Source organism: Bradyrhizobium sp. USDA 4486, from assembly GCF_054057995.1.
In genome coordinates this window covers 286,689-302,541 of the sequence record NZ_JBSRZV010000001.1, presented here as the reverse complement: position 1 = coordinate 302,541, position 15,853 = coordinate 286,689, and the positions used below count along the sequence as shown (strand labels likewise).

The 15,853-nt window shown below is 64.3% G+C and carries 22 protein-coding genes; 12 read left to right on the top strand and 10 right to left on the bottom strand.

The genetic code is table 11. From position 1 onward, the window contains the following. The first annotated feature begins 111 nt into the window (after window positions 1-111). Window positions 112-411: a copper-binding protein gene (locus ACVWY3_RS01445; RefSeq protein WP_456836864.1), complete on the top strand. Its 300-nt coding sequence runs from the start codon at window positions 112-114 to the stop codon at window positions 409-411. A 79-nt stretch (window positions 412-490) separates the two neighbouring features. Here ACVWY3_RS01445 and ACVWY3_RS01440 read toward each other — a convergent pair whose 3' ends face one another. Further along, window positions 491-1,048: a PQQ-dependent catabolism-associated CXXCW motif protein gene (locus tag ACVWY3_RS01440; protein WP_456836863.1), complete on the bottom strand. Its 558-nt coding sequence runs from the start codon at window positions 1,046-1,048 to the stop codon at window positions 491-493. Beyond that, window positions 1,045-1,929 (bottom strand): substrate-binding domain-containing protein, encoded by an 885-nt coding sequence (locus tag ACVWY3_RS01435; protein ID WP_456836862.1) that lies wholly within the window; start codon window positions 1,927-1,929, stop codon window positions 1,045-1,047. The genes ACVWY3_RS01440 and ACVWY3_RS01435 overlap by 4 nt, the downstream gene beginning before the upstream one ends. A gap of 127 nt (window positions 1,930-2,056) precedes the next feature. On the opposite strand from ACVWY3_RS01435, the gene ACVWY3_RS01430 reads away from it, so the two are divergent. Together ACVWY3_RS01430 and ACVWY3_RS01425 are read left to right on the top strand one after the other, a co-directional pair. Further along, window positions 2,057-2,983 (top strand): quinoprotein relay system zinc metallohydrolase 2, encoded by a 927-nt coding sequence (locus ACVWY3_RS01430; RefSeq protein ID WP_456836861.1) that lies wholly within the window; start codon window positions 2,057-2,059, stop codon window positions 2,981-2,983. A gap of 75 nt (window positions 2,984-3,058) precedes the next feature. After that, window positions 3,059-3,877: a quinoprotein dehydrogenase-associated SoxYZ-like carrier gene (locus tag ACVWY3_RS01425; RefSeq protein WP_456836860.1), complete on the top strand. Its 819-nt coding sequence runs from the start codon at window positions 3,059-3,061 to the stop codon at window positions 3,875-3,877. 120 nt (window positions 3,878-3,997) lie between these two features. Here ACVWY3_RS01425 and ACVWY3_RS01420 read toward each other — a convergent pair whose 3' ends face one another. Continuing rightward, entirely contained in the window at window positions 3,998-4,357 is a 360-nt protein-coding gene (locus ACVWY3_RS01420) for a hypothetical protein (protein WP_456836859.1), read from the bottom strand. 87 nt (window positions 4,358-4,444) lie between these two features. Between ACVWY3_RS01420 and ACVWY3_RS01415 the strand changes: the two genes are divergently transcribed. The 4 genes from ACVWY3_RS01415 to ACVWY3_RS01400 are packed head-to-tail and all read left to right on the top strand — an operon-like array spanning window position 4,445 to window position 7,267. Next, window positions 4,445-5,425: an ABC transporter substrate-binding protein gene (locus ACVWY3_RS01415; RefSeq protein WP_456836858.1), complete on the top strand. Its 981-nt coding sequence runs from the start codon at window positions 4,445-4,447 to the stop codon at window positions 5,423-5,425. Window position 5,426: 1 nt separating this feature from the next. Continuing rightward, window positions 5,427-6,164, top strand: a complete 738-nt coding sequence (locus tag ACVWY3_RS01410; RefSeq protein ID WP_027562373.1) for an ABC transporter permease — start codon at window positions 5,427-5,429, stop codon at window positions 6,162-6,164. After that, a complete protein-coding gene (locus ACVWY3_RS01405) occupies window positions 6,154-6,864 on the top strand; it encodes an ABC transporter ATP-binding protein (protein ID WP_456836857.1) in 711 nt (236 codons plus the stop codon). The genes ACVWY3_RS01410 and ACVWY3_RS01405 overlap by 11 nt, the downstream gene beginning before the upstream one ends. A 49-nt stretch (window positions 6,865-6,913) precedes the next feature. Beyond that, a complete protein-coding gene (locus ACVWY3_RS01400) occupies window positions 6,914-7,267 on the top strand; it encodes a hypothetical protein (RefSeq protein ID WP_456836856.1) in 354 nt (117 codons plus the stop codon). A 129-nt stretch (window positions 7,268-7,396) separates the two neighbouring features. Here ACVWY3_RS01400 and ACVWY3_RS01395 read toward each other — a convergent pair whose 3' ends face one another. The 5 genes from ACVWY3_RS01395 to ACVWY3_RS01375 form a co-directional block, all read right to left on the bottom strand. After that, window positions 7,397-7,606, bottom strand: coding sequence for a hypothetical protein (locus ACVWY3_RS01395; RefSeq protein ID WP_456836855.1), 210 nt, complete (start codon window positions 7,604-7,606; stop codon window positions 7,397-7,399). 239 nt (window positions 7,607-7,845) lie between these two features. Next, window positions 7,846-8,715, bottom strand: coding sequence for a hypothetical protein (locus ACVWY3_RS01390; RefSeq protein ID WP_456836854.1), 870 nt, complete (start codon window positions 8,713-8,715; stop codon window positions 7,846-7,848). A 241-nt stretch (window positions 8,716-8,956) separates the two neighbouring features. Then, window positions 8,957-9,037, bottom strand: coding sequence for a pyrroloquinoline quinone precursor peptide PqqA (gene pqqA, locus ACVWY3_RS01385; protein WP_012029362.1), 81 nt, complete (start codon window positions 9,035-9,037; stop codon window positions 8,957-8,959). Window positions 9,038-9,264: 227 nt separating this feature from the next. Further along, on the bottom strand, window positions 9,265-9,603 hold the full coding sequence (locus tag ACVWY3_RS01380; RefSeq protein ID WP_456836853.1) for a hypothetical protein: 339 nt from the start codon (window positions 9,601-9,603) through the stop codon (window positions 9,265-9,267). Window positions 9,604-9,737: 134 nt separating this feature from the next. After that, on the bottom strand, window positions 9,738-10,130 hold the full coding sequence (locus ACVWY3_RS01375; protein WP_456836852.1) for an EF-hand domain-containing protein: 393 nt from the start codon (window positions 10,128-10,130) through the stop codon (window positions 9,738-9,740). A gap of 325 nt (window positions 10,131-10,455) precedes the next feature. Between ACVWY3_RS01375 and ACVWY3_RS01370 the strand changes: the two genes are divergently transcribed. The 3 genes from ACVWY3_RS01370 to ACVWY3_RS01360 are packed head-to-tail and all read left to right on the top strand — an operon-like array spanning window position 10,456 to window position 13,416. Continuing rightward, window positions 10,456-12,120 (top strand): methanol/ethanol family PQQ-dependent dehydrogenase, encoded by a 1,665-nt coding sequence (locus ACVWY3_RS01370; protein WP_456836851.1) that lies wholly within the window; start codon window positions 10,456-10,458, stop codon window positions 12,118-12,120. A 10-nt stretch (window positions 12,121-12,130) separates the two neighbouring features. Then, window positions 12,131-12,487, top strand: coding sequence for a c-type cytochrome (locus ACVWY3_RS01365; protein WP_456836850.1), 357 nt, complete (start codon window positions 12,131-12,133; stop codon window positions 12,485-12,487). Next, window positions 12,484-13,416 (top strand): substrate-binding periplasmic protein, encoded by a 933-nt coding sequence (locus tag ACVWY3_RS01360; RefSeq protein ID WP_456836849.1) that lies wholly within the window; start codon window positions 12,484-12,486, stop codon window positions 13,414-13,416. The genes ACVWY3_RS01365 and ACVWY3_RS01360 overlap by 4 nt, the downstream gene beginning before the upstream one ends. 3 nt (window positions 13,417-13,419) lie before the next feature. Here ACVWY3_RS01360 and ACVWY3_RS01355 read toward each other — a convergent pair whose 3' ends face one another. Together ACVWY3_RS01355 and ACVWY3_RS01350 are read right to left on the bottom strand one after the other, a co-directional pair. Next, window positions 13,420-13,611: a hypothetical protein gene (locus tag ACVWY3_RS01355; protein ID WP_456836848.1), complete on the bottom strand. Its 192-nt coding sequence runs from the start codon at window positions 13,609-13,611 to the stop codon at window positions 13,420-13,422. A 6-nt stretch (window positions 13,612-13,617) separates the two neighbouring features. Continuing rightward, window positions 13,618-13,998 (bottom strand): hypothetical protein, encoded by a 381-nt coding sequence (locus ACVWY3_RS01350; protein WP_456836847.1) that lies wholly within the window; start codon window positions 13,996-13,998, stop codon window positions 13,618-13,620. Between ACVWY3_RS01350 and ACVWY3_RS01345 the strand changes: the two genes are divergently transcribed. Then, window positions 13,988-14,665, top strand: a complete 678-nt coding sequence (locus ACVWY3_RS01345; RefSeq protein WP_456836846.1) for an FUSC family protein — start codon at window positions 13,988-13,990, stop codon at window positions 14,663-14,665. The two genes, ACVWY3_RS01350 and ACVWY3_RS01345, sit on opposite strands and share 11 nt — an antisense overlap. Before the next feature lie 121 nt (window positions 14,666-14,786). Beyond that, window positions 14,787-15,785: a Bug family tripartite tricarboxylate transporter substrate binding protein gene (locus ACVWY3_RS01340; RefSeq protein ID WP_456836845.1), complete on the top strand. Its 999-nt coding sequence runs from the start codon at window positions 14,787-14,789 to the stop codon at window positions 15,783-15,785. Window positions 15,786-15,853: the final 68 nt, after the last annotated feature.

The window sequence follows — 15,853 nt, the reverse complement described above, 5'->3', positions numbered from 1 at the left end:
AAGTTCCCGCGATCGCCTCGGGATCGTTACGCTTTTGCCGCGCTATCTGCCGGAACCAAATCCATTTAAGATGTCTTGTCGAAGTGAACTCCAAGACGTCGGGAGGCCTCGATGGGAACTGCAAAATTCATCTTCGCGGGCGCTGCGGCCCTCGGCATCCTTGCAACCAGCGCTCTTGCTGATGACATGACCGGAATGGTCACGCGAATCGATCGGCTCAACAACACGATCTCGATCCAGCAGATGCAGAAGGGCACCGTGGGCGGCAGCGCAGGCGGCGCCGGCGCGCTGCAGGAGTACAAGGCCAAGGACGCCGCGATGCTCGATGCAGTTCATGCGGGCGACAGGGTGAGCTACTCCGCGACCGACACCAACGGCACGGGGACGCTGACCAAGCTGCAGAAACAGTAGACTCGTCTTCATCTCTCCCGCGTCTGACGCGGCGTCATGGCCGGGCTTGTCCTGACTCCCGGCCATGACGCCCTATCTCCTATTGCTCAGGGCGCGGCTCGGGCTGCGCCTCCTCGGTTGGCAGTTTCGCGCGCTCCCAGCCGTCGGTGCCATCAGGGTACCAGGCGACATTGGCATAGCCATAAGCCAATGCGCGTTTGGCGGCGTTCCACGACATCCAGCAGTCGGCGAGGCAATAGATCACCAGCAACGCAGCCTTGTCGCCGCGCGATGCCTGCGCAAGGCCGCGCTGGAAATAATCGTCCATCGCCGGCGGCAGCGCGCCGTAGCCGGTATCCGGCAGCCAGAGACTGCCCGGAATGTTCTTCCGCGGTGCCTCGCGCCACACCGTGCCTGCGGGCAGGTTCTTCGGCTTCGGGGCACGCGGCATCACGTCGATGAAGGCGCCGCTCTTCGCACGCCAGATCGCTTCGGCCTCTGTCGTCGTCAGCACACGAGCGCCTTCCAGCGTCGCCGGCACCGGCGCGCGGTAATTGTCGGTGCGATAGCCCTCGGGCTCGAACGGCTCCTGCTGCTGCGCCCACACCGGCCCGACCAGCATGGCGGTGATCAGCGCAGCGGCAAGCTGCCGCCTCATGGCGTCTTCTTGGCCGTCTCAGCGCCGAGCGGCTTGTCGCTCTCGTCGAGCAGCGGCACGCCGAAGTCGAGCAGGATCTTGTTGATCTCGCCCTGGTTCTCCTGGATCAGCTTGTTGAGCTGCCGCTTCCAGTTCTGGTCGGCGGGACGGACGCCCATGCCGATGCGATAGACCAGTTTTGGTCCGGTCGTTTCCTTCACCAGGGGCGTGACGTGGAGCGAAGAGCCAGCCTTTTTCGCATAGTATCCCGCCATCGGTCCCCACAGCACGCCGGCGTCGATCTTGCCGGCGGCGAGGTCGTCGATCATCGCCTGCGCCGAATTGTCGAAGCGCGTATCGATCATCAGCGGATAGGGCTTTGCATCGCCCATCAGTCCGGCCAGTGCCATGTTGGTCGCCGGCGGCGTGCCGGCGACGATGCCGACATGCTTGCCCTTCAACTTCGGATCCTCGAGCGTGTCGACGTCCTCGAGCCCGCTGCCGGTCTTGGCGACCAGCGCGTAGGTCGTGCGGTAATAGGGATTGGTGCCCTGGACGAGATCGTCGCCCTGCGGGAAGCCCATGATGACATCGCAGCGATGCGCGCCCAGCGTCATACGGACGAAGCCGGTGGCTTGCGGGAAGAAGACGTAATCGAGCTTCTTCTGGAGCTTGTCCGCAAAAAATTCGGCGAGCTTGTTCTCGAAACCCTCGCCCTTCTCGTTGGAGAACGGCAAATTGCGCGGGTCGGCGCAGACGCGCAGCACTTTGGGATCAACCAGCTCGAAGGAAAGATCGCCCGTCTCGTTCGTTTGCGCGATGGCGATGCCATTCATCGCGCAAGACGCAACCATCAACACCAGCGAAACCAACCAGCGACGATGTCGTCCGGCCTCCGTCATCGCGCTTCCTCCTCGTTTTGTTTGAATGTTATCCATGCAACGCATGACGCGCCATGTTTGCCAAACTTTGGTTGGCTTGACTTTGTTGCAGTGCAATGCGGCAAGCCCTTTGAACTGAGGCGGAAAAGTGTCTCGCATCGCTCTCGTGATCGCAGCCTTGTCCCTGCTCGGGATAACGACGCTAGCACGCGCCGGAGCGGCCGAATTGCCTGTGAGCGAAGTCGCACCGGGAATCTTCGTACACTCCGGGACCATCGCCCTGATGTCCCGCGAGAACGAGGGTGACATCGCCAATATCGGCTTCATCGTCGGCCAGGATGCGGTGGCCGTGATCGACACCGGCGGCAGCCTGCGCGAAGGCGAGGCGCTGCTGACGGCCGTGCGGGCCCATACATCCAAGCCGATCCGTTACGTCATCAACACCCATGGTCATCCCGACCATGTCTTCGGCAATGCCGCCTTCGTGGCTGACGGAACGAGCTTCGTCGGCCATAGCAAGCTGCCGCAAGCCCTGGCGAGCCGCGGGCCGTATTATCTCGACAATTTCAGACGGATCATGGGCAGCGAGCTGATCGACCCCGTGAAGATCGTCGCGCCGACGATACTCGTGTCAGACACGCTGACGCTCGATCTTGGCGCGCGTCGCCTGAGCTTGCGGGCCTGGCCGCCCGGGCACAGCGACAATGACCTGACCGTGTTCGACGAGACGAGCAAAACGCTGTTCGCGGGCGACCTCGTCTTCCTCCGCCATATTCCAGTGATGGACGGAAGCATCCGCGGCTGGCTCAACACGCTCGGGGAACTCGAGAAAATCCCGGCGCAGCGCGTCGTTCCCGGTCACGGGCCTGTGAGCGAATGGCCGACGGCGCTGGCCGATGAACGGCGTTATCTCACGACACTGCTGGCGGATGTCCGGGCTTCGAACAGGAAGGGCGAGTCGATCCAGGCCGCCGCGAATAAGGCCGCCGTTGAGGAGGGGCCGAACTGGCAATTGTTCGACGACTACAACGCCCGCAACGCAACCGCAGCATTTTCGGAAATTGAATGGGAGTAGCGGGCGCGCTACGCTGGGCCAGACGGGGATCAGCTACGCTGACCCGGACTGCTTCGTCCGTACGGGACCACGACCATGACGGGATGCACACACCGCCTGCCCCTGATCGCTCTGCTTCTCGGCTTCGCCTTCGCCGGGCCGGTGCAGGCTGAAGAAGCCTTTGATCCCTGGCCGGGCCTGGTGCAGGACATTTTCAACAGCCGTCCGATGAACGACGGCGCCGATGTCATCGGCATCGAGATGCCCTATCGTGCCGAGGACGCCGCCATCGTGCCGGTGACCCTGCGCAGCAAGCTGTCGCCGGCTGACAGCCGCCGCATCCGTTCGATCACGCTGGTGATTGACCGCAACCCCGCACCGATGGCGGCGAAGTTCGAGCTCGGCGCGGATGCCAACGTCACCGAGATCTCCACGCGCGTGCGCGTCAACAATTACACCGACGTCCACGCGGTGGCCGAGCTCAGCGACGGCCAGCTCTACGTCTCGAAAGTCTATGTGAAGGCGTCAGGCGGCTGCTCGGCGCCGGCGGGCAAAAACGTCGAGGAAGCGAAGAACCGCCTCGGCCAGATGCGTTACCGTCAGTTCGCGCGCGAGGACGCGCCGGCGAGCCGTGTCCGCGAAGCGCAAATCATGATCGGTCATCCCAACAATTCCGGCCTGCAGATGGACCAGGTCACGCAGCTCTACATTCCCGCCTTCTTCATCAACCAGTTGAAGCTGACGCAGGACGACAGCCCCGTGCTGTCGATGGAAGGCGGCATCTCGATCTCGGAAGATCCCAATCTGCGCTTCACCTACGTCTCCAACGGCGCCAAGCGTTTCCGCGCCGAAGCGAAGGACACGGACGGGCACGTGTTCCGCAACGAGTGGGACGTGGAGAAGCCGGGGACGTAGTGGTCACGCCGTCATTCCGGGGCGATGCGAAGCATCGAACTACGGTGCGCAATTGCGCACCTGAGAATCTCGAGATTCCGGGTCTGGTCCTTCGGACCATCCCGGAATGACAGCATTAAATCAAAAGCACCTCACCTCGGCTTCGGCCTGCGCACGGCGCAAATCGTTCACTGCCGAGTTCGCCTGCTCCGAGGTGCGAAACTGGACGCCGAGATTGCCGCGGACCTGCGACATGCTGAGCGCGGTCTCGGCGGTGACGTAGCGCTCATACGGCACGATCGACGCCACCACGTCGATCGAGCAGGAACATTGCTCAATGGACTGGCGGCTTTCGCCATTCGCCTTCATGCAGCCATAGACATATTCCGCGCGCGCCGAGGTCGGATAGTCATTGGCCTCTTCCGCCCGCGCCACGCTAGCGGTCGCCGCAAGCACCGCCAATGCGGCGACAATCGGTCGTAGCTGCCCGGCCAGATTCATGCGCGTCCTCCCGCTGGTTGCGACCAAAGCTATGCTATGCGTATTGTCCTGAAAAGCACTCTGTCAGAGGAAACGGCTCACAAGGTGATGAGAGCATTTGGTCGAACTCTTGCACTGGCGGCGATGCTGGTGCTGACGCTGGTTGCGCCCGGCCACGCCGCGGATGCGATCCGCCTTGCGGTGCAGAAGACCGGAACATTCTCCTGGGAGCTGGCCGCGATCCGCAGCGCCGGGCTCGACAAGGAGGCCGACCTGTCCCTCGAGGTCACCGAGCTTGCGAGCCCCGAAGCCGGCAAGATCGCGCTGCGCGCCGGCAATGCGGACATCATCCTGTCGGACTGGCTGTGGGTGTCGCGCGAGCGTGCGCTCGGCGCCAAGCTCACCTTCTATCCCTATTCCAGCGCGCTCGGCGCGGTGATGGTGCCCGCGGCCTCGCCGATCAAGACGCTGGCCGATTTGAAGGGTCGCAAGCTTGGCGTCGGCGGGGGCGCGATCGACAAGAGCTGGCTGTTGCTGCAGGCGCGGATGAAGCAGGACGGCATCGACCTCAAGTCGGCAGCGACCGTCGTCTATGGCGCGCCGCCCCTGATCGCCGCCAAAGCGCGCGACGGCGAGATGGATGCGAGCCTCAATTTCTGGAATTTTTGCGCCCAGCTCGAGGCCAAAGGTTTTCGCCGTCTCGCCGGCATCGAGGATATTTTGCCGAAGCTGGGTGCCGAGGGCGCCGTCTCTGCGGTCGGCTATGTCTTCGACGAGAATTGGGCGGCCAGCCACAAGGATGCCGTGGCGCGCTTCGTCACCATGACCCGCAAGGCCAAGCAGCTGCTCGTCACCTCCGACCAGGCCTGGGACAAGATCGCGCCGCTGATCGGCACGAACGATGCCACCATGCTCAAGACCTACCGCGACCGCTATCGCGACGGCATTCCGCGCCGGAGCATCGACGACGAGGAGAAGGATGCACGCGTGCTCTACCGCGTGCTGGCCGAGATCGGCGGGCGGGACCTCGTCGGCCCCGCGTCGGAGCTCGATCCCGGTACCTTCTATCACGCGGTCCCCGGAGATTGAGGTGCTGCGCCTTCTGTCGTTTGCCCTGTTTCTCGCGATCTGGTGGATCGCTGCACTGTTCGTCGGCGGCGCAAAGCTGCCCTCGCCGCCGGCCGTGCTCCAGGTGATGATCGCGGAGGCATCGAGCGGCGCGTTGTTCCTGCATCTTGGCGCGACGCTGGCGCGCGTCGCGCTCGCCTTCACGCTTGCAATGTCGGTCGGCAGCGCCATCGGTTATCTGATGGGACGGGTCAAGCTCGCCGACCGGCTCGGCGATCCCTGGCTGATCCTGCTGCTCAATCTGCCGGCACTGGTCGTGATCGTGCTCGCCTATATCTGGGCGGGCCTGACCGAGGCCGCCGCGATCGCTGCCATCGCCATCAACAAGCTGCCGACTGCCATTGTCACCTTGCGCGAGGGCACGCGCGCGCTCGACCGTTCCCTCGACGAGATGGCGAGCGTGTTCGCGATGCCGCGCTGGCGCGCCTTCCGTCACGTCGTGCTGCCGCAGCTTGCGCCCTATATTGCCGCCTCGGCCCGCTCCGGACTATCGCTGGTGTGGAAGATCGTGCTGGTCGCTGAACTCCTGGGCCGGCCCAACGGTGTCGGTTTCGAGATCGGCGTCGCCTTTCAGCTGTTCGATACGCCGCGGCTACTGGCCTATTCGCTGACCTTCGCCGCCGTCGTGCTCGTGATCGAGACCTTGCTGGTGCAGCCGTTCGAAGCCCGCGCAACCCGGTGGCGCCCCCGTGCGGCTTGAGGTCGGGATCACAGGCAAGACCTTCAGGAGTGCCGCGGGCGAAACGCACGAGGTGCTGGCGCCGGTCAAGTTCGCGATTCAATCCGGCGAGGTCGGCGTGCTGATCGGTCCATCCGGCTGCGGCAAGAGCACGATGCTGCGCATCATCCTCGGACTCGATCACGATTTCGAGGGTCACATCGCGCGGCCGCCGCAGGCGCGGATCGGCATGGTGTTCCAGGAGCCACGGCTGCTGCCCTGGCGCTCGGTCGAGCAGAATGTGCGGCTTGCGGCGCCTGATGTCACCGACGCAAAACTGTCGGAGCTGTTCAGGATCCTCGAGCTGGAGGCGCATCGCAGTCACTTTCCCGGCGAATTGTCGCTGGGGCTCGCCCGCCGCGTCGCGCTCGCCCGCGCCTTTGCGGTCGAGCCCGATCTGCTCGTGCTCGACGAGCCCCTCGCCTCGCTCGACGACGCGCTCGCCGGCCGCTTGCGCGAGGAGATCGCGACCCTGGTCGCGAGCCGGCGGGTGATGACGCTGCTCGTCACCCATAGCCTCGACGATGCAATCCGCCTCGGCGACCGCCTGTTCTTCCTGTCGCCGCGGCCGGCGCGCATCGTGCAAGAGGTGCCGATTCCGATTCCGCGCGCCGAGCGCAGCGAAGCCGAGCTTGGCAGGATCAGGGCGGAGCTGGCGGCGCTGCCGCTTGAATCGAAATGAGAACTCGTGGTCAACTGGAGCAAACGAGATTGCCTGAGGGAGGTTCACCATGCGGCGTACGCTGATTGCGATCGGCATCCTGCTCGTTGCGATGCCGGGCGCGGCGCTCGCACAGGCCAAGGGCAAGGGCATCCGGCTCTGGAATCTGACGACCCAGACGATCTCCGGCTTTCAGCTCTCGCCCGCCGGCAAGACCGACTGGGGCCCGAACCAGTGCCTGAACGACAAGGACAAGGAAGTCGACCACGACGAGCGGCTGCGCATCACCGGCGTCGAGCCCGGCCGCTACGACGCCAAGGTCAGCTATCCCAATGCGCGACAGTGCATCGTCCGCGATATCGAGATCAAGGCCGATGCCGTGTTCTCGATCGCTGACAAGGATCTGAAGGACTGCACGAAGTAGTGGCTCTCCGCCATCCTGCGGAGCAGGCGTCTCGAAGGATCACGGTCCGGCTGCAGCAGTGGGACCTGCATGGTTCGAGACGCCGCTTCGCGGCTCCTCGCCATGAGGACTAAAGGCTGTACAGGCAGCTCACGCCTTGTCGTTCGGATGCGGATATTCGCAGCGCCACCGCACCGCCTGCCATTTGGGGTGATCGCCGATCCATTGCGCGATATAGGGCGGCGCGGCCATCGTGCATTGCCGCGGCGACCCCGCATAATTGAACACCAGATGCTGCTCCTCGCAGGTCGCAGGCGAGAGCACCGCACACACAGTCACCACAAGGTCGATCGGATTCATGCCAGGTCCTTCTCGCGGGGCAATCAAGGTTAGCATGAAAGGTTACGTTCCACGGAGGCGGAAGTTTCAAACCGGCGTGAGGGATGGGGAACTGGCTGCGCCCTGCGCCGCCATGCGAAGCGAAACACCAAAGCTTCCGCATCGCCACGACCGAACCCTGTCCGGGGCCATCCACGCCTTGCCCCCTTGGGACGAAAGAACATGGATGTGCGGGCAAGCCCCGGCATGACGACCTCGTCTTAAAAATTCACCCCGAACACCAATCTTGCCTGATGCCGCTCGAAATTGACGAGATCGAGATTGCCGCCCGTCCCCGCCGGCCGCCCCCAGGCCTGCATGCTCCAGCTGAGAGTGAGCCGCGATTGCTCCGAAAGCTGGAAATAGGCGGTGGGTCCGACGAAAAGGGCCTGGCCTGAAAACTCGCCGAGGCCGATCCCTTCGTACTGCCGGAAGTAGCGCATCTCACCGCCGAGCAGCACGTTGGAGCGCACGCGCACCATGCCGGCAAATGCCGCCCCGATCGTGGAGCTCTTCTCGGATACTCCCGCCACCTCGAAGCGCGACCATTCCGGCTGATAGATCAGATTGAGCGCGCCGATGACGAAGTTCGGGACGAGCTCGCGGTCGAAGGCGAGCGTGAAGTCGGTGCCGTACATCCGCCCCTTGGCGCCGCTGGTCTCGTCGATGCGGTCGCCGTGAAGCTCGGCGGCGACGGTCAGGCCGAACGGCGCGCGGTCGCGGTCGAGCAGGCGATAGCGCAGATCGAGGGAGGCGCCCTGGAAATTGAACTGGCGGCGGTCGTCGATATCGGGGACGCCGATGATGTCGTGCCAGCTGGCGGTGCCGCCGAGCTCGATGCGGAAGTTCGGTAGCGGCACCACCTCGATCTCGACCTCCTGCGCGAGGGCGCGATAGGTGCCGCCGCCCTTGCCGAAGCGTCCCGTGGTCTGGGTCTGGAATTCACGCTCGCCGGGATTGCCGACATCGGTGCCGATCATGAAGCCGAAGATGTGCTCGGTATCGAAGCCCTCCCCCGCGCTGACGCATGCCGGCGCAGCCGCGAGGCCGCACGCCACCGCCGTCCAAAATCTGAGAGCTCCGATCCGCATCCCGCCTTCCGCATGCGCGCGCCGATTTGATGTGGCAGCAACGCTGACTGAGGGTCAGCGTAACACATTGCGGCAAGAGCATGATCGGGATTTTGGAGGAGAAGTCCCGGCGCCCGAACAAGTGTGGCTTTGCGTCAACGGCAAAGCATCAAGGACAAACTGCGGGACGCGGCTATGAGGGGCAGCAACACCACCGCGGCTGCGATGGCGTTCGCCATCGAGCCGCGGCAGGTCGTCGGTCTTACTTGCGCGCAGCGCAGGCGTACATGTTGATTTCCATGCCGACCGGCACTTCCACGATCTTCGGAGCTTTCCAGGCCATTCGGGATCTCCCCAAGGAATTCAGCGCGACATCGCGCGGGGCAAAACCTAGGGCTGGCTCTCCTATAGTTCAAGCTTCGATTCGAATGCTATACCGGTCCGTGTCAATTCTTCGCGCCTACATTTCTCTCTCGGGCAAAGCCGGTTCCCTCCTGGTCAAAGATGACCCGCAGGGAGCCAGCTTGTGCGGCACCGCGCGTCTAATCGACACGACCCTGGGCCTCGCCGTCAGCAATCCTCGTCGGCCGTCACCGTGTTCGGCTTCGCACCTTCGGCCTGCTGAGCCGCCGTCGGCTCGCTCTGCATCTGCCGCTGCGCATCCTCCGACGAGGCCGGCGTCTCGCCGCTTGCGCGATTCATCGTGCTGGTCGGCGGATGCTGGCTGGTGTCGCTCGCTGAACTCGACGAATGGGACTGCGCCGAGCCCACAGTAACGGGACCGGAGCCAGCATCCTTGTCGTTGGCGGCGCGACCGGTGTTGCAGGGACCCGCGACGGCGACACCGGCGCTCAACGTCATGATCGCGCATGCAGCAAGGACACATTGTTTCGTGTTGATCTGCATCATCTCCTCCCCTCCCGTCGCGCAGCCCCAGGCGCCGGCGGAGGTGCGGAGAGAACAGGCCGGGCAGCCCGATGTTCTGGATGTCGGAGCGGAATTGATCGCGTCCGCCGTTGTCGGGCTTGTTCCGGTTGAGGCACTCAACGCAACAAGCGCAGCAGCGCGCGGCCGGCGCGCGAGTTCAATTCCTTCGCATCCAGCGTTCCGTCCTTGTCGGGATTGGCTGCGTTGAAACGTTGCTCGACCAGCGCCAAGTATTCGTCGAGCGTGAGAGTCCCGTCGCGATCGGGATCGGCGGCGGCGAGCTCTTTCGCCGATAACCGCCCGCGCAGCTCGCGCGCATCGAGCGTGCCGTCGTGGTCGGGATCGAGCTTGGCGAACAATGCGCTCGCCGCCTTCTTCACCTCCGCGAGATCGAGCGTGCCGTCATTGTCGGTGTCGAACATTTTCACCGCATTGCCGGAAGCCGACCAGGCTGGACCGGACAGCACTGCAATCGTGAGTGCAAGCGCAATCGAGCGACGTGACATCATCGAAACCTCCTGGCCTTGAGCCGCGATCCTCGCGGGGCGAGAACGACATCAGTCCACAAACCTGCCCCGGAATGCAAGCTGCGCACTGCACAACCCGCGGAACCTGGTTGCCGAAAACTGCGGTCCGCGCTCGCCGGTGCTTCATGCCGCGGAATTTTTGCAGCGCCTGCACGCAAGCGCGGGGCGATTGTCAGGTTTCCGTAAGGCGCATCCGGCGTCCACCTCATCATCGGCAGCGCGCGTTCGACTTTTCGTATTGACGGGTTTTACATTCGGGCGGAGTGTTATGTCGCAGCGCCAAAGGCGCGCATATTGGGAGGAACGGATGAAACGCTTTGCGACGGCCGCGAGCCTCGTCATGCTTGCATCGACATGTGCAGGCGCCCAGACCACCGAGCAACTGGTCAAGGGCGCGACCGATACATCGAACGTTCTCAACTACGGGATGGGCTACAATCTCCAGCGCTTCTCGACGCTGAACCAGATCAACAAGGATACCATCAAGAACCTCGTCCCGGTCTGGAACTACTCCTTCAACGACGATCGCAGTGAGGAATCCCAGCCCCTGGTGTACCAGGGCGTGATCTACGTGACCTCCCACAACGCAACCATGGCGGTCGATGCCAAGACCGGCAAGCAGATCTGGAAATCCAAGATCGAATATCCCGCCGAGACGCCACGCGTCGTCTGCTGCGGCATCATCAACCGGGGCGCCGCGCTCTACGATGGAAAAGTGTTCCGCACCACGCTCGACGCCAATGTGATCGCGCTCGATGCCAAGGACGGCAAGGAGCTGTGGCGGCAGAAGGCGGCCGACATCAAGGAAGGCTATTCGATGACGGTGGCCCCGCTGGTCGCCGACGGCGTCGTCATCACCGGCATCTCCGGCGCAGAATTCGGCACCCGCGGCTTCATCGACGGTTGGGATTCGGCGACGGGTAAGCATCTTTGGCGGACCTATTCGATCCCCTCGCCGGACGAGCCCGGCGGCGACACCTGGAAGGGCGACACCTGGAAGCTCGGCGGCGGCTCGACCTGGATCACCGGCTCCTACGATCCCGAGTTGAACACGGTCTATTGGGGCATCGGTAACCCCGGCCCGTTCAATTCGGCGGTGCGCCCCGGCGACAACCTCTACACCTGCTCCGTGCTGGCGATGGATCCCAAGACCGGCAAGATCAAGTGGCACTACCAGTTCTCGCCGAACAACCCGTTCGACTATGACAGCGTGGCCGAGATGGTGCTCGCCGACATGAACGTCGAGGGCAAGCCGACCAAGGTGCTGATGGACGCCAACCGCAACGGCTTCTTCTACGTGCTCGACCGCACCAACGGAAAGCTGCTCGCGGCCAATCCTTACGTGAAGGTGAACTGGGCAACCGGCATCGACATGAAGACGGGCCGTCCGATCGAGACGGACGTCAGCAAGGATGCCCGCGAAGGCAAGAAGGTCGTGGTCTACCCATCGCTGCTCGGTGGCAAGAACTGGGAGCCGATGTCGTTCAATCCGCAGACCGGACTTGCCTATGCCAACACGCTCGCATTCGGCGGTCACTACAAGACGGAGCCAGTGACCTATAAGGCCGGCGAATGGTACCTCGGCATGGATCTGACGGACCTCTGGGACTGGCCCGACGGACCGCGCGGTCACCTCAAGGCGATCGATCCGATGACCGGCAAGGCGAAGTGGGAGGCGCCGAGCGATATCCCCCGCTTCTCCGGCGTGTTGTCGACGGCGGGTGGTGTCGTGTTCACGGGCGCGTTGACCGGAGAGTTCGAAGCGTTCGACGCCGACAGCGGCAAGAAGCTCTGGCAGTTCCAGACCGGCTCGGGCATCGAGGGACAACCGATCACATGGCAGCAGGACGGCGTGCAATATGTCGCCGTGACCAGCGGCTATGGCGGCGTCTACTCGATCTTCTCGGGGGACGAACGGCTTGCGAGCGTGCCGGCGGGCGGCTCGCTATGGGTCTTTGCAGTCAAGCAATAACCGCTGCGCGATGCTGAAAGACATCTCTCGCAAGACGGTGGCGTTCTTCGCCATCGCCCTGGTGCTGACGGTCGCGCTTGCAGCGACCGTCCGTGCCGCGGACGACGCAACCGGCAATCCACTGCAGGCGCAGATCGACCATGGCAAGTCGACCTACGCTTCGAAATGTTCGCACTGCCACGGCCCCAATATGATGAATTCCGGTACCATCACGCCGGATCTGCGCGCCTTTCCCGACGACAAGACGCGCTTCGTCAGCACCGTGAAGAACGGCAAGAACAACAAGATGCCGCCTTGGGGCGACATCCTCAGCGACGACGAGATCGGGGATCTCTGGGCCTTCGTCTCGAGCCGGAGGAAGCCGTGAGGCGCTCGCTCGCCGCATCAGCCGCGGCCGCGATCCTCGCGGTGGCGGCCACAGTCGCGGCGCGCGCGGCCGACGATCCACTCAAGATCTGCCTCGACGAGGACCGGCCGCCGCTCTCGGCGCATCGGAAGGGCAAGCCGGATGCCGGCTTCGACGTGCTGCTGGCACAGGCGATCGCGCAGCGAATGGGGCGGGCGCTGACGATCCAGTGGTTCGAGAGCAAGCTGGATGAGGATTCCAGCCCGCAGCTGGAAGCCAACGCGCTGCTCTCCGACGCGCGGTGCGCGCTGGTCGGCGGCTACGCGCTGACCACGGATTCTTTGGTCAAGCCCGGTATGAAGACGGCGCGCCTGCCCGACTTTGCCGGCGCCACACGCGACGACAGGCGTCGCCGGGTCGCTCTCGGCGTGCTCGCCCCAAGCCGGCCTTACGTCTATTCGCCGATGACGGTGGTGCTGGGGCCGAAGGCGCGGGGCCGAGAGATCAGTGACATCGGCGACCTCGCCGGCCTGCGCCTTGCAATCGAGAGCGGCTCGCTCGGCGATGCCGTCCTGATGACGTTCGATAAGGGACGCCTGATCGACAACATCACCCACCTCGTCCCCGGCCGCGACGACCTGCTCGGCGCGCTCCAGCGCGGCGACTATGACGCGACGCTGATCGATCTTGCCCGGTTCGACGCCTATCGCGCCGCGCATCCCGATACGGCCGTCACCGCGTCCGGCTACTACTACCCGATCGGCGCCAATCGCGGCTATGTCGGGCTCGCCAGCAATGGCGCGCTGATGGATGCGGTCAACAAAGCGCTGACGGAGCTTGCCGCCGAGGGCAAGATCGCGGAGTTCGCCAAGCAAGCCGGCCTCACCTATTTGCCGCCACGCGAGCCCGCGATCCTCGGCGACGTCTGGATGAAGATCATTCAGCGGTGACGATCATGGCGGCGAGCGGCAGCGCCGCCCCCGCACGCCACTGTCTTGCCCCGGCTTGGCCGACGCATCCGGTACGCCGCGGCCTATCGATTGAGCCACGAACGTCTCGGCGTACTGGATCGCCTGGTCAAAGCCGGGCGATGACAGCGAGAGCGTGAAAAGGCCGCCGCGCCATACGCAAAGTTTCTGCAGCATTCCGTGCTATGCTCGGCATTTCATTCGCCGCTTTGGTGCCCCGTGAATTCCCGCACGATTCCCACCGCCGCAGGCCTGCGCGATCTCCTCGCCCGCGAGGTCAAAATCGCCGACCTCGTGCGCGCGCTGATCGTGGTCGGGCCGATGGTCGCCGCCTATTTCATCGCGCGTGAGACGGCGCTGCTCAATCTCGGCCTCGTCGCGGTGTCGCTGCTCATTCCGGCGCTCCGGCAGCACTTTCCGCCGAAGGTCATTGCCTGGCACTACCTGGCCATCCTCGTCACCTTTGCCGCGTTGTTCCTCGCAGCTCCGGTCAAGCCGCTGTTCGTGTTGTTGACGGCGCTCGCCGGCTTCCTGGCTGTTGCGGGCACGCGCTATGGCGAGCATTTCCGCACGCTCGGCAACTGGGTGTTCATCCCCCGCCGTCTATCTCGCCTGCGAGGTGCGGGAGGGCGTCAGCGCCTCGGAAGCGCTGCGGCATGCCGGCGTGATCATCGCCTCCTCTCCGATCGCGCTGGCGCTGGTCTGTGCCATCCAGATCTACGACCAGCGCCGGGGCGGCACTGCCGCGACCTCGTTCGGACCGCCCGCGGCCGAATGGTTTCTGCCCGCGCTCGCGACCGCGATGGCGGTCTTTGCCGCGGCAGCGCTGGTCGAGATCCTGAACCTTGCGCAGGGGCAATGGGTGATGTGGTCGGCCGCGAGCGTCGTCGTCGGCGATCTCACGGCCTCCACCGGCAAGCTGAAGCAGCGGGCGATCGGCGCCTTCGTCGGCGTGCCGCTCGGCTTTCTTGCCGGCCTTGCTTTGCCGCAAAGCCGCGCCGGCTATGCGATCGCGGTGCTCGCGGCCACCCTCACGCTGATCTCGTTCTCCCGCTATGTCGTCGGCTTTGGCCTGCGCTGCTTCTTCATTGCGCTTGCCGCGTCCTTTGCGGGCGGCGCCAGCGGCATTGCCGAGGAGCGTATCGTCAACGTGCTGATCGGCGGCACGTTCGGCCTGATTGCGGTGGCGCTGACCGAGATCGTCTGGCGGCGGATGATGCGGAAGGCCTGATTTCCGGCAGACGGGAGATTCGGCCCGCGCTCTCCTTTTCGAATGCGCCAATCTGTCTCGCCTGCCGCCCATGGTGGCGCCGGCCTGATGCAGTAGGTTCGATAAAAATCAGGAGGGAATCATGTCCGCAAAATTCGATCGCCGCCACTTCATTGCCGCCGGGACCAGCGCCCTCGCTCTGCCTTTCGTTTCGCGCAGCGCCTCGGCGCAAGGCACATCGGGCACGTGGCCATCGCGGCAGATCCGCATGATCTGCAGCTATCCCGCCGGCGGGCAGACCGACCTGCTCGCGCGCGCTTATGGCGAATTCATCTCCAAGCAGGTCGGCAAGACCGTCGTCGTCGAGAACAAGCCGGGTGCTTCCGGCGCGATCGGCACCGCGGAAGTCGCCCGCGCCGAGCCTGACGGCCACACCATCCTGTGCTCGATCTCGACCACCTTCATCATGAACCGGGTGGTGATGAAGAATCCGGGCTACGACATGGACAAGGATCTGACGCTGGTCAGCGTCATCCCGGGCGCGGGCCTGCTGCTGATCGCGAACCCCAAGACCGGCGTCAAGACGCTGGAGGATTTCGTCGCCTTCGCGCGCAAGAGCGGCAAGGTGAATTTCGGCACCTACAGCGCGGGCTCGGCGCCGCACATGACGATCAACGAGCTCAATAAGCAGTACGGCCTCAACATCGAGCCGGTCCATTATCGCGGCGAAGCGCCGATGTGGACGGGGATGCTGGAAGGCACGCTCGATGCGGCCATGGGCAGCTACACGGCGGCGCAATCGGTCCTGCAAAGCGATCGCGGCACCGTGTTCGCGGTGCATTCGAAGAAGGTCGACGCGATCCCGGCGATCAAGACTCTCCCAGAGCAGGGCGCGACGTCGAAGTTCTTCACCGTGAGCGGCTTCTCGGGCTGGGCCGTGCCGAAGGCAACGCCGCAACCGGTCGTCGACCGCCTCGCCGAGCTCTGCGTCGCCGCCAACAGCGATCCAAAAGTGAAGGAGGTTCTCGCGACCTTCGTGCTCGAGCCCGCGATCGGCTTCAAGGAGACCAATGAGCTGTATCAGCGCGAGCTGCCGATCTGGATCGAGAGCGCAAAGTCGCTCGGCCTCGAGCCGGCTTGACCGCTAGGGCATCGCGCGGCGGACCAGCTCCTCTGCACGGCCTGGCATCCGACCAAAAGCCTAGTGTC

Coding starts and splice junctions, on each gene's coding strand:
- ACVWY3_RS01445 (WP_456836864.1), top strand. CDS start 112: ATGGGAACTGCAAAATTCATCTTCGCGGGCGCTGCGGCCCTCGGCATC.
- ACVWY3_RS01440 (WP_456836863.1), bottom strand. CDS start 1,048: ATGAGGCGGCAGCTTGCCGCTGCGCTGATCACCGCCATGCTGGTCGGG.
- ACVWY3_RS01435 (WP_456836862.1), bottom strand. CDS start 1,929: ATGACGGAGGCCGGACGACATCGTCGCTGGTTGGTTTCGCTGGTGTTG.
- ACVWY3_RS01425 (WP_456836860.1), top strand. CDS start 3,059: ATGACGGGATGCACACACCGCCTGCCCCTGATCGCTCTGCTTCTCGGC.
- ACVWY3_RS01420 (WP_456836859.1), bottom strand. CDS start 4,357: ATGAATCTGGCCGGGCAGCTACGACCGATTGTCGCCGCATTGGCGGTG.
- ACVWY3_RS01415 (WP_456836858.1), top strand. CDS start 4,445: ATGAGAGCATTTGGTCGAACTCTTGCACTGGCGGCGATGCTGGTGCTG.
- ACVWY3_RS01400 (WP_456836856.1), top strand. CDS start 6,914: ATGCGGCGTACGCTGATTGCGATCGGCATCCTGCTCGTTGCGATGCCG.
- ACVWY3_RS01395 (WP_456836855.1), bottom strand. CDS start 7,606: ATGAATCCGATCGACCTTGTGGTGACTGTGTGTGCGGTGCTCTCGCCT.
- ACVWY3_RS01390 (WP_456836854.1), bottom strand. CDS start 8,715: ATGCGGATCGGAGCTCTCAGATTTTGGACGGCGGTGGCGTGCGGCCTC.
- pqqA (WP_012029362.1), bottom strand. CDS start 9,037: ATGGCCTGGAAAGCTCCGAAGATCGTGGAAGTGCCGGTCGGCATGGAA.
- ACVWY3_RS01380 (WP_456836853.1), bottom strand. CDS start 9,603: ATGATGCAGATCAACACGAAACAATGTGTCCTTGCTGCATGCGCGATC.
- ACVWY3_RS01375 (WP_456836852.1), bottom strand. CDS start 10,130: ATGATGTCACGTCGCTCGATTGCGCTTGCACTCACGATTGCAGTGCTG.
- ACVWY3_RS01370 (WP_456836851.1), top strand. CDS start 10,456: ATGAAACGCTTTGCGACGGCCGCGAGCCTCGTCATGCTTGCATCGACA.
- ACVWY3_RS01365 (WP_456836850.1), top strand. CDS start 12,131: ATGCTGAAAGACATCTCTCGCAAGACGGTGGCGTTCTTCGCCATCGCC.
- ACVWY3_RS01355 (WP_456836848.1), bottom strand. CDS start 13,611: ATGCTGCAGAAACTTTGCGTATGGCGCGGCGGCCTTTTCACGCTCTCG.
- ACVWY3_RS01345 (WP_456836846.1), top strand. CDS start 13,988: ATGGCGAGCATTTCCGCACGCTCGGCAACTGGGTGTTCATCCCCCGCC.
- ACVWY3_RS01350 (WP_456836847.1), bottom strand. CDS start 13,998: ATGCTCGCCATAGCGCGTGCCCGCAACAGCCAGGAAGCCGGCGAGCGC.
- ACVWY3_RS01340 (WP_456836845.1), top strand. CDS start 14,787: ATGTCCGCAAAATTCGATCGCCGCCACTTCATTGCCGCCGGGACCAGC.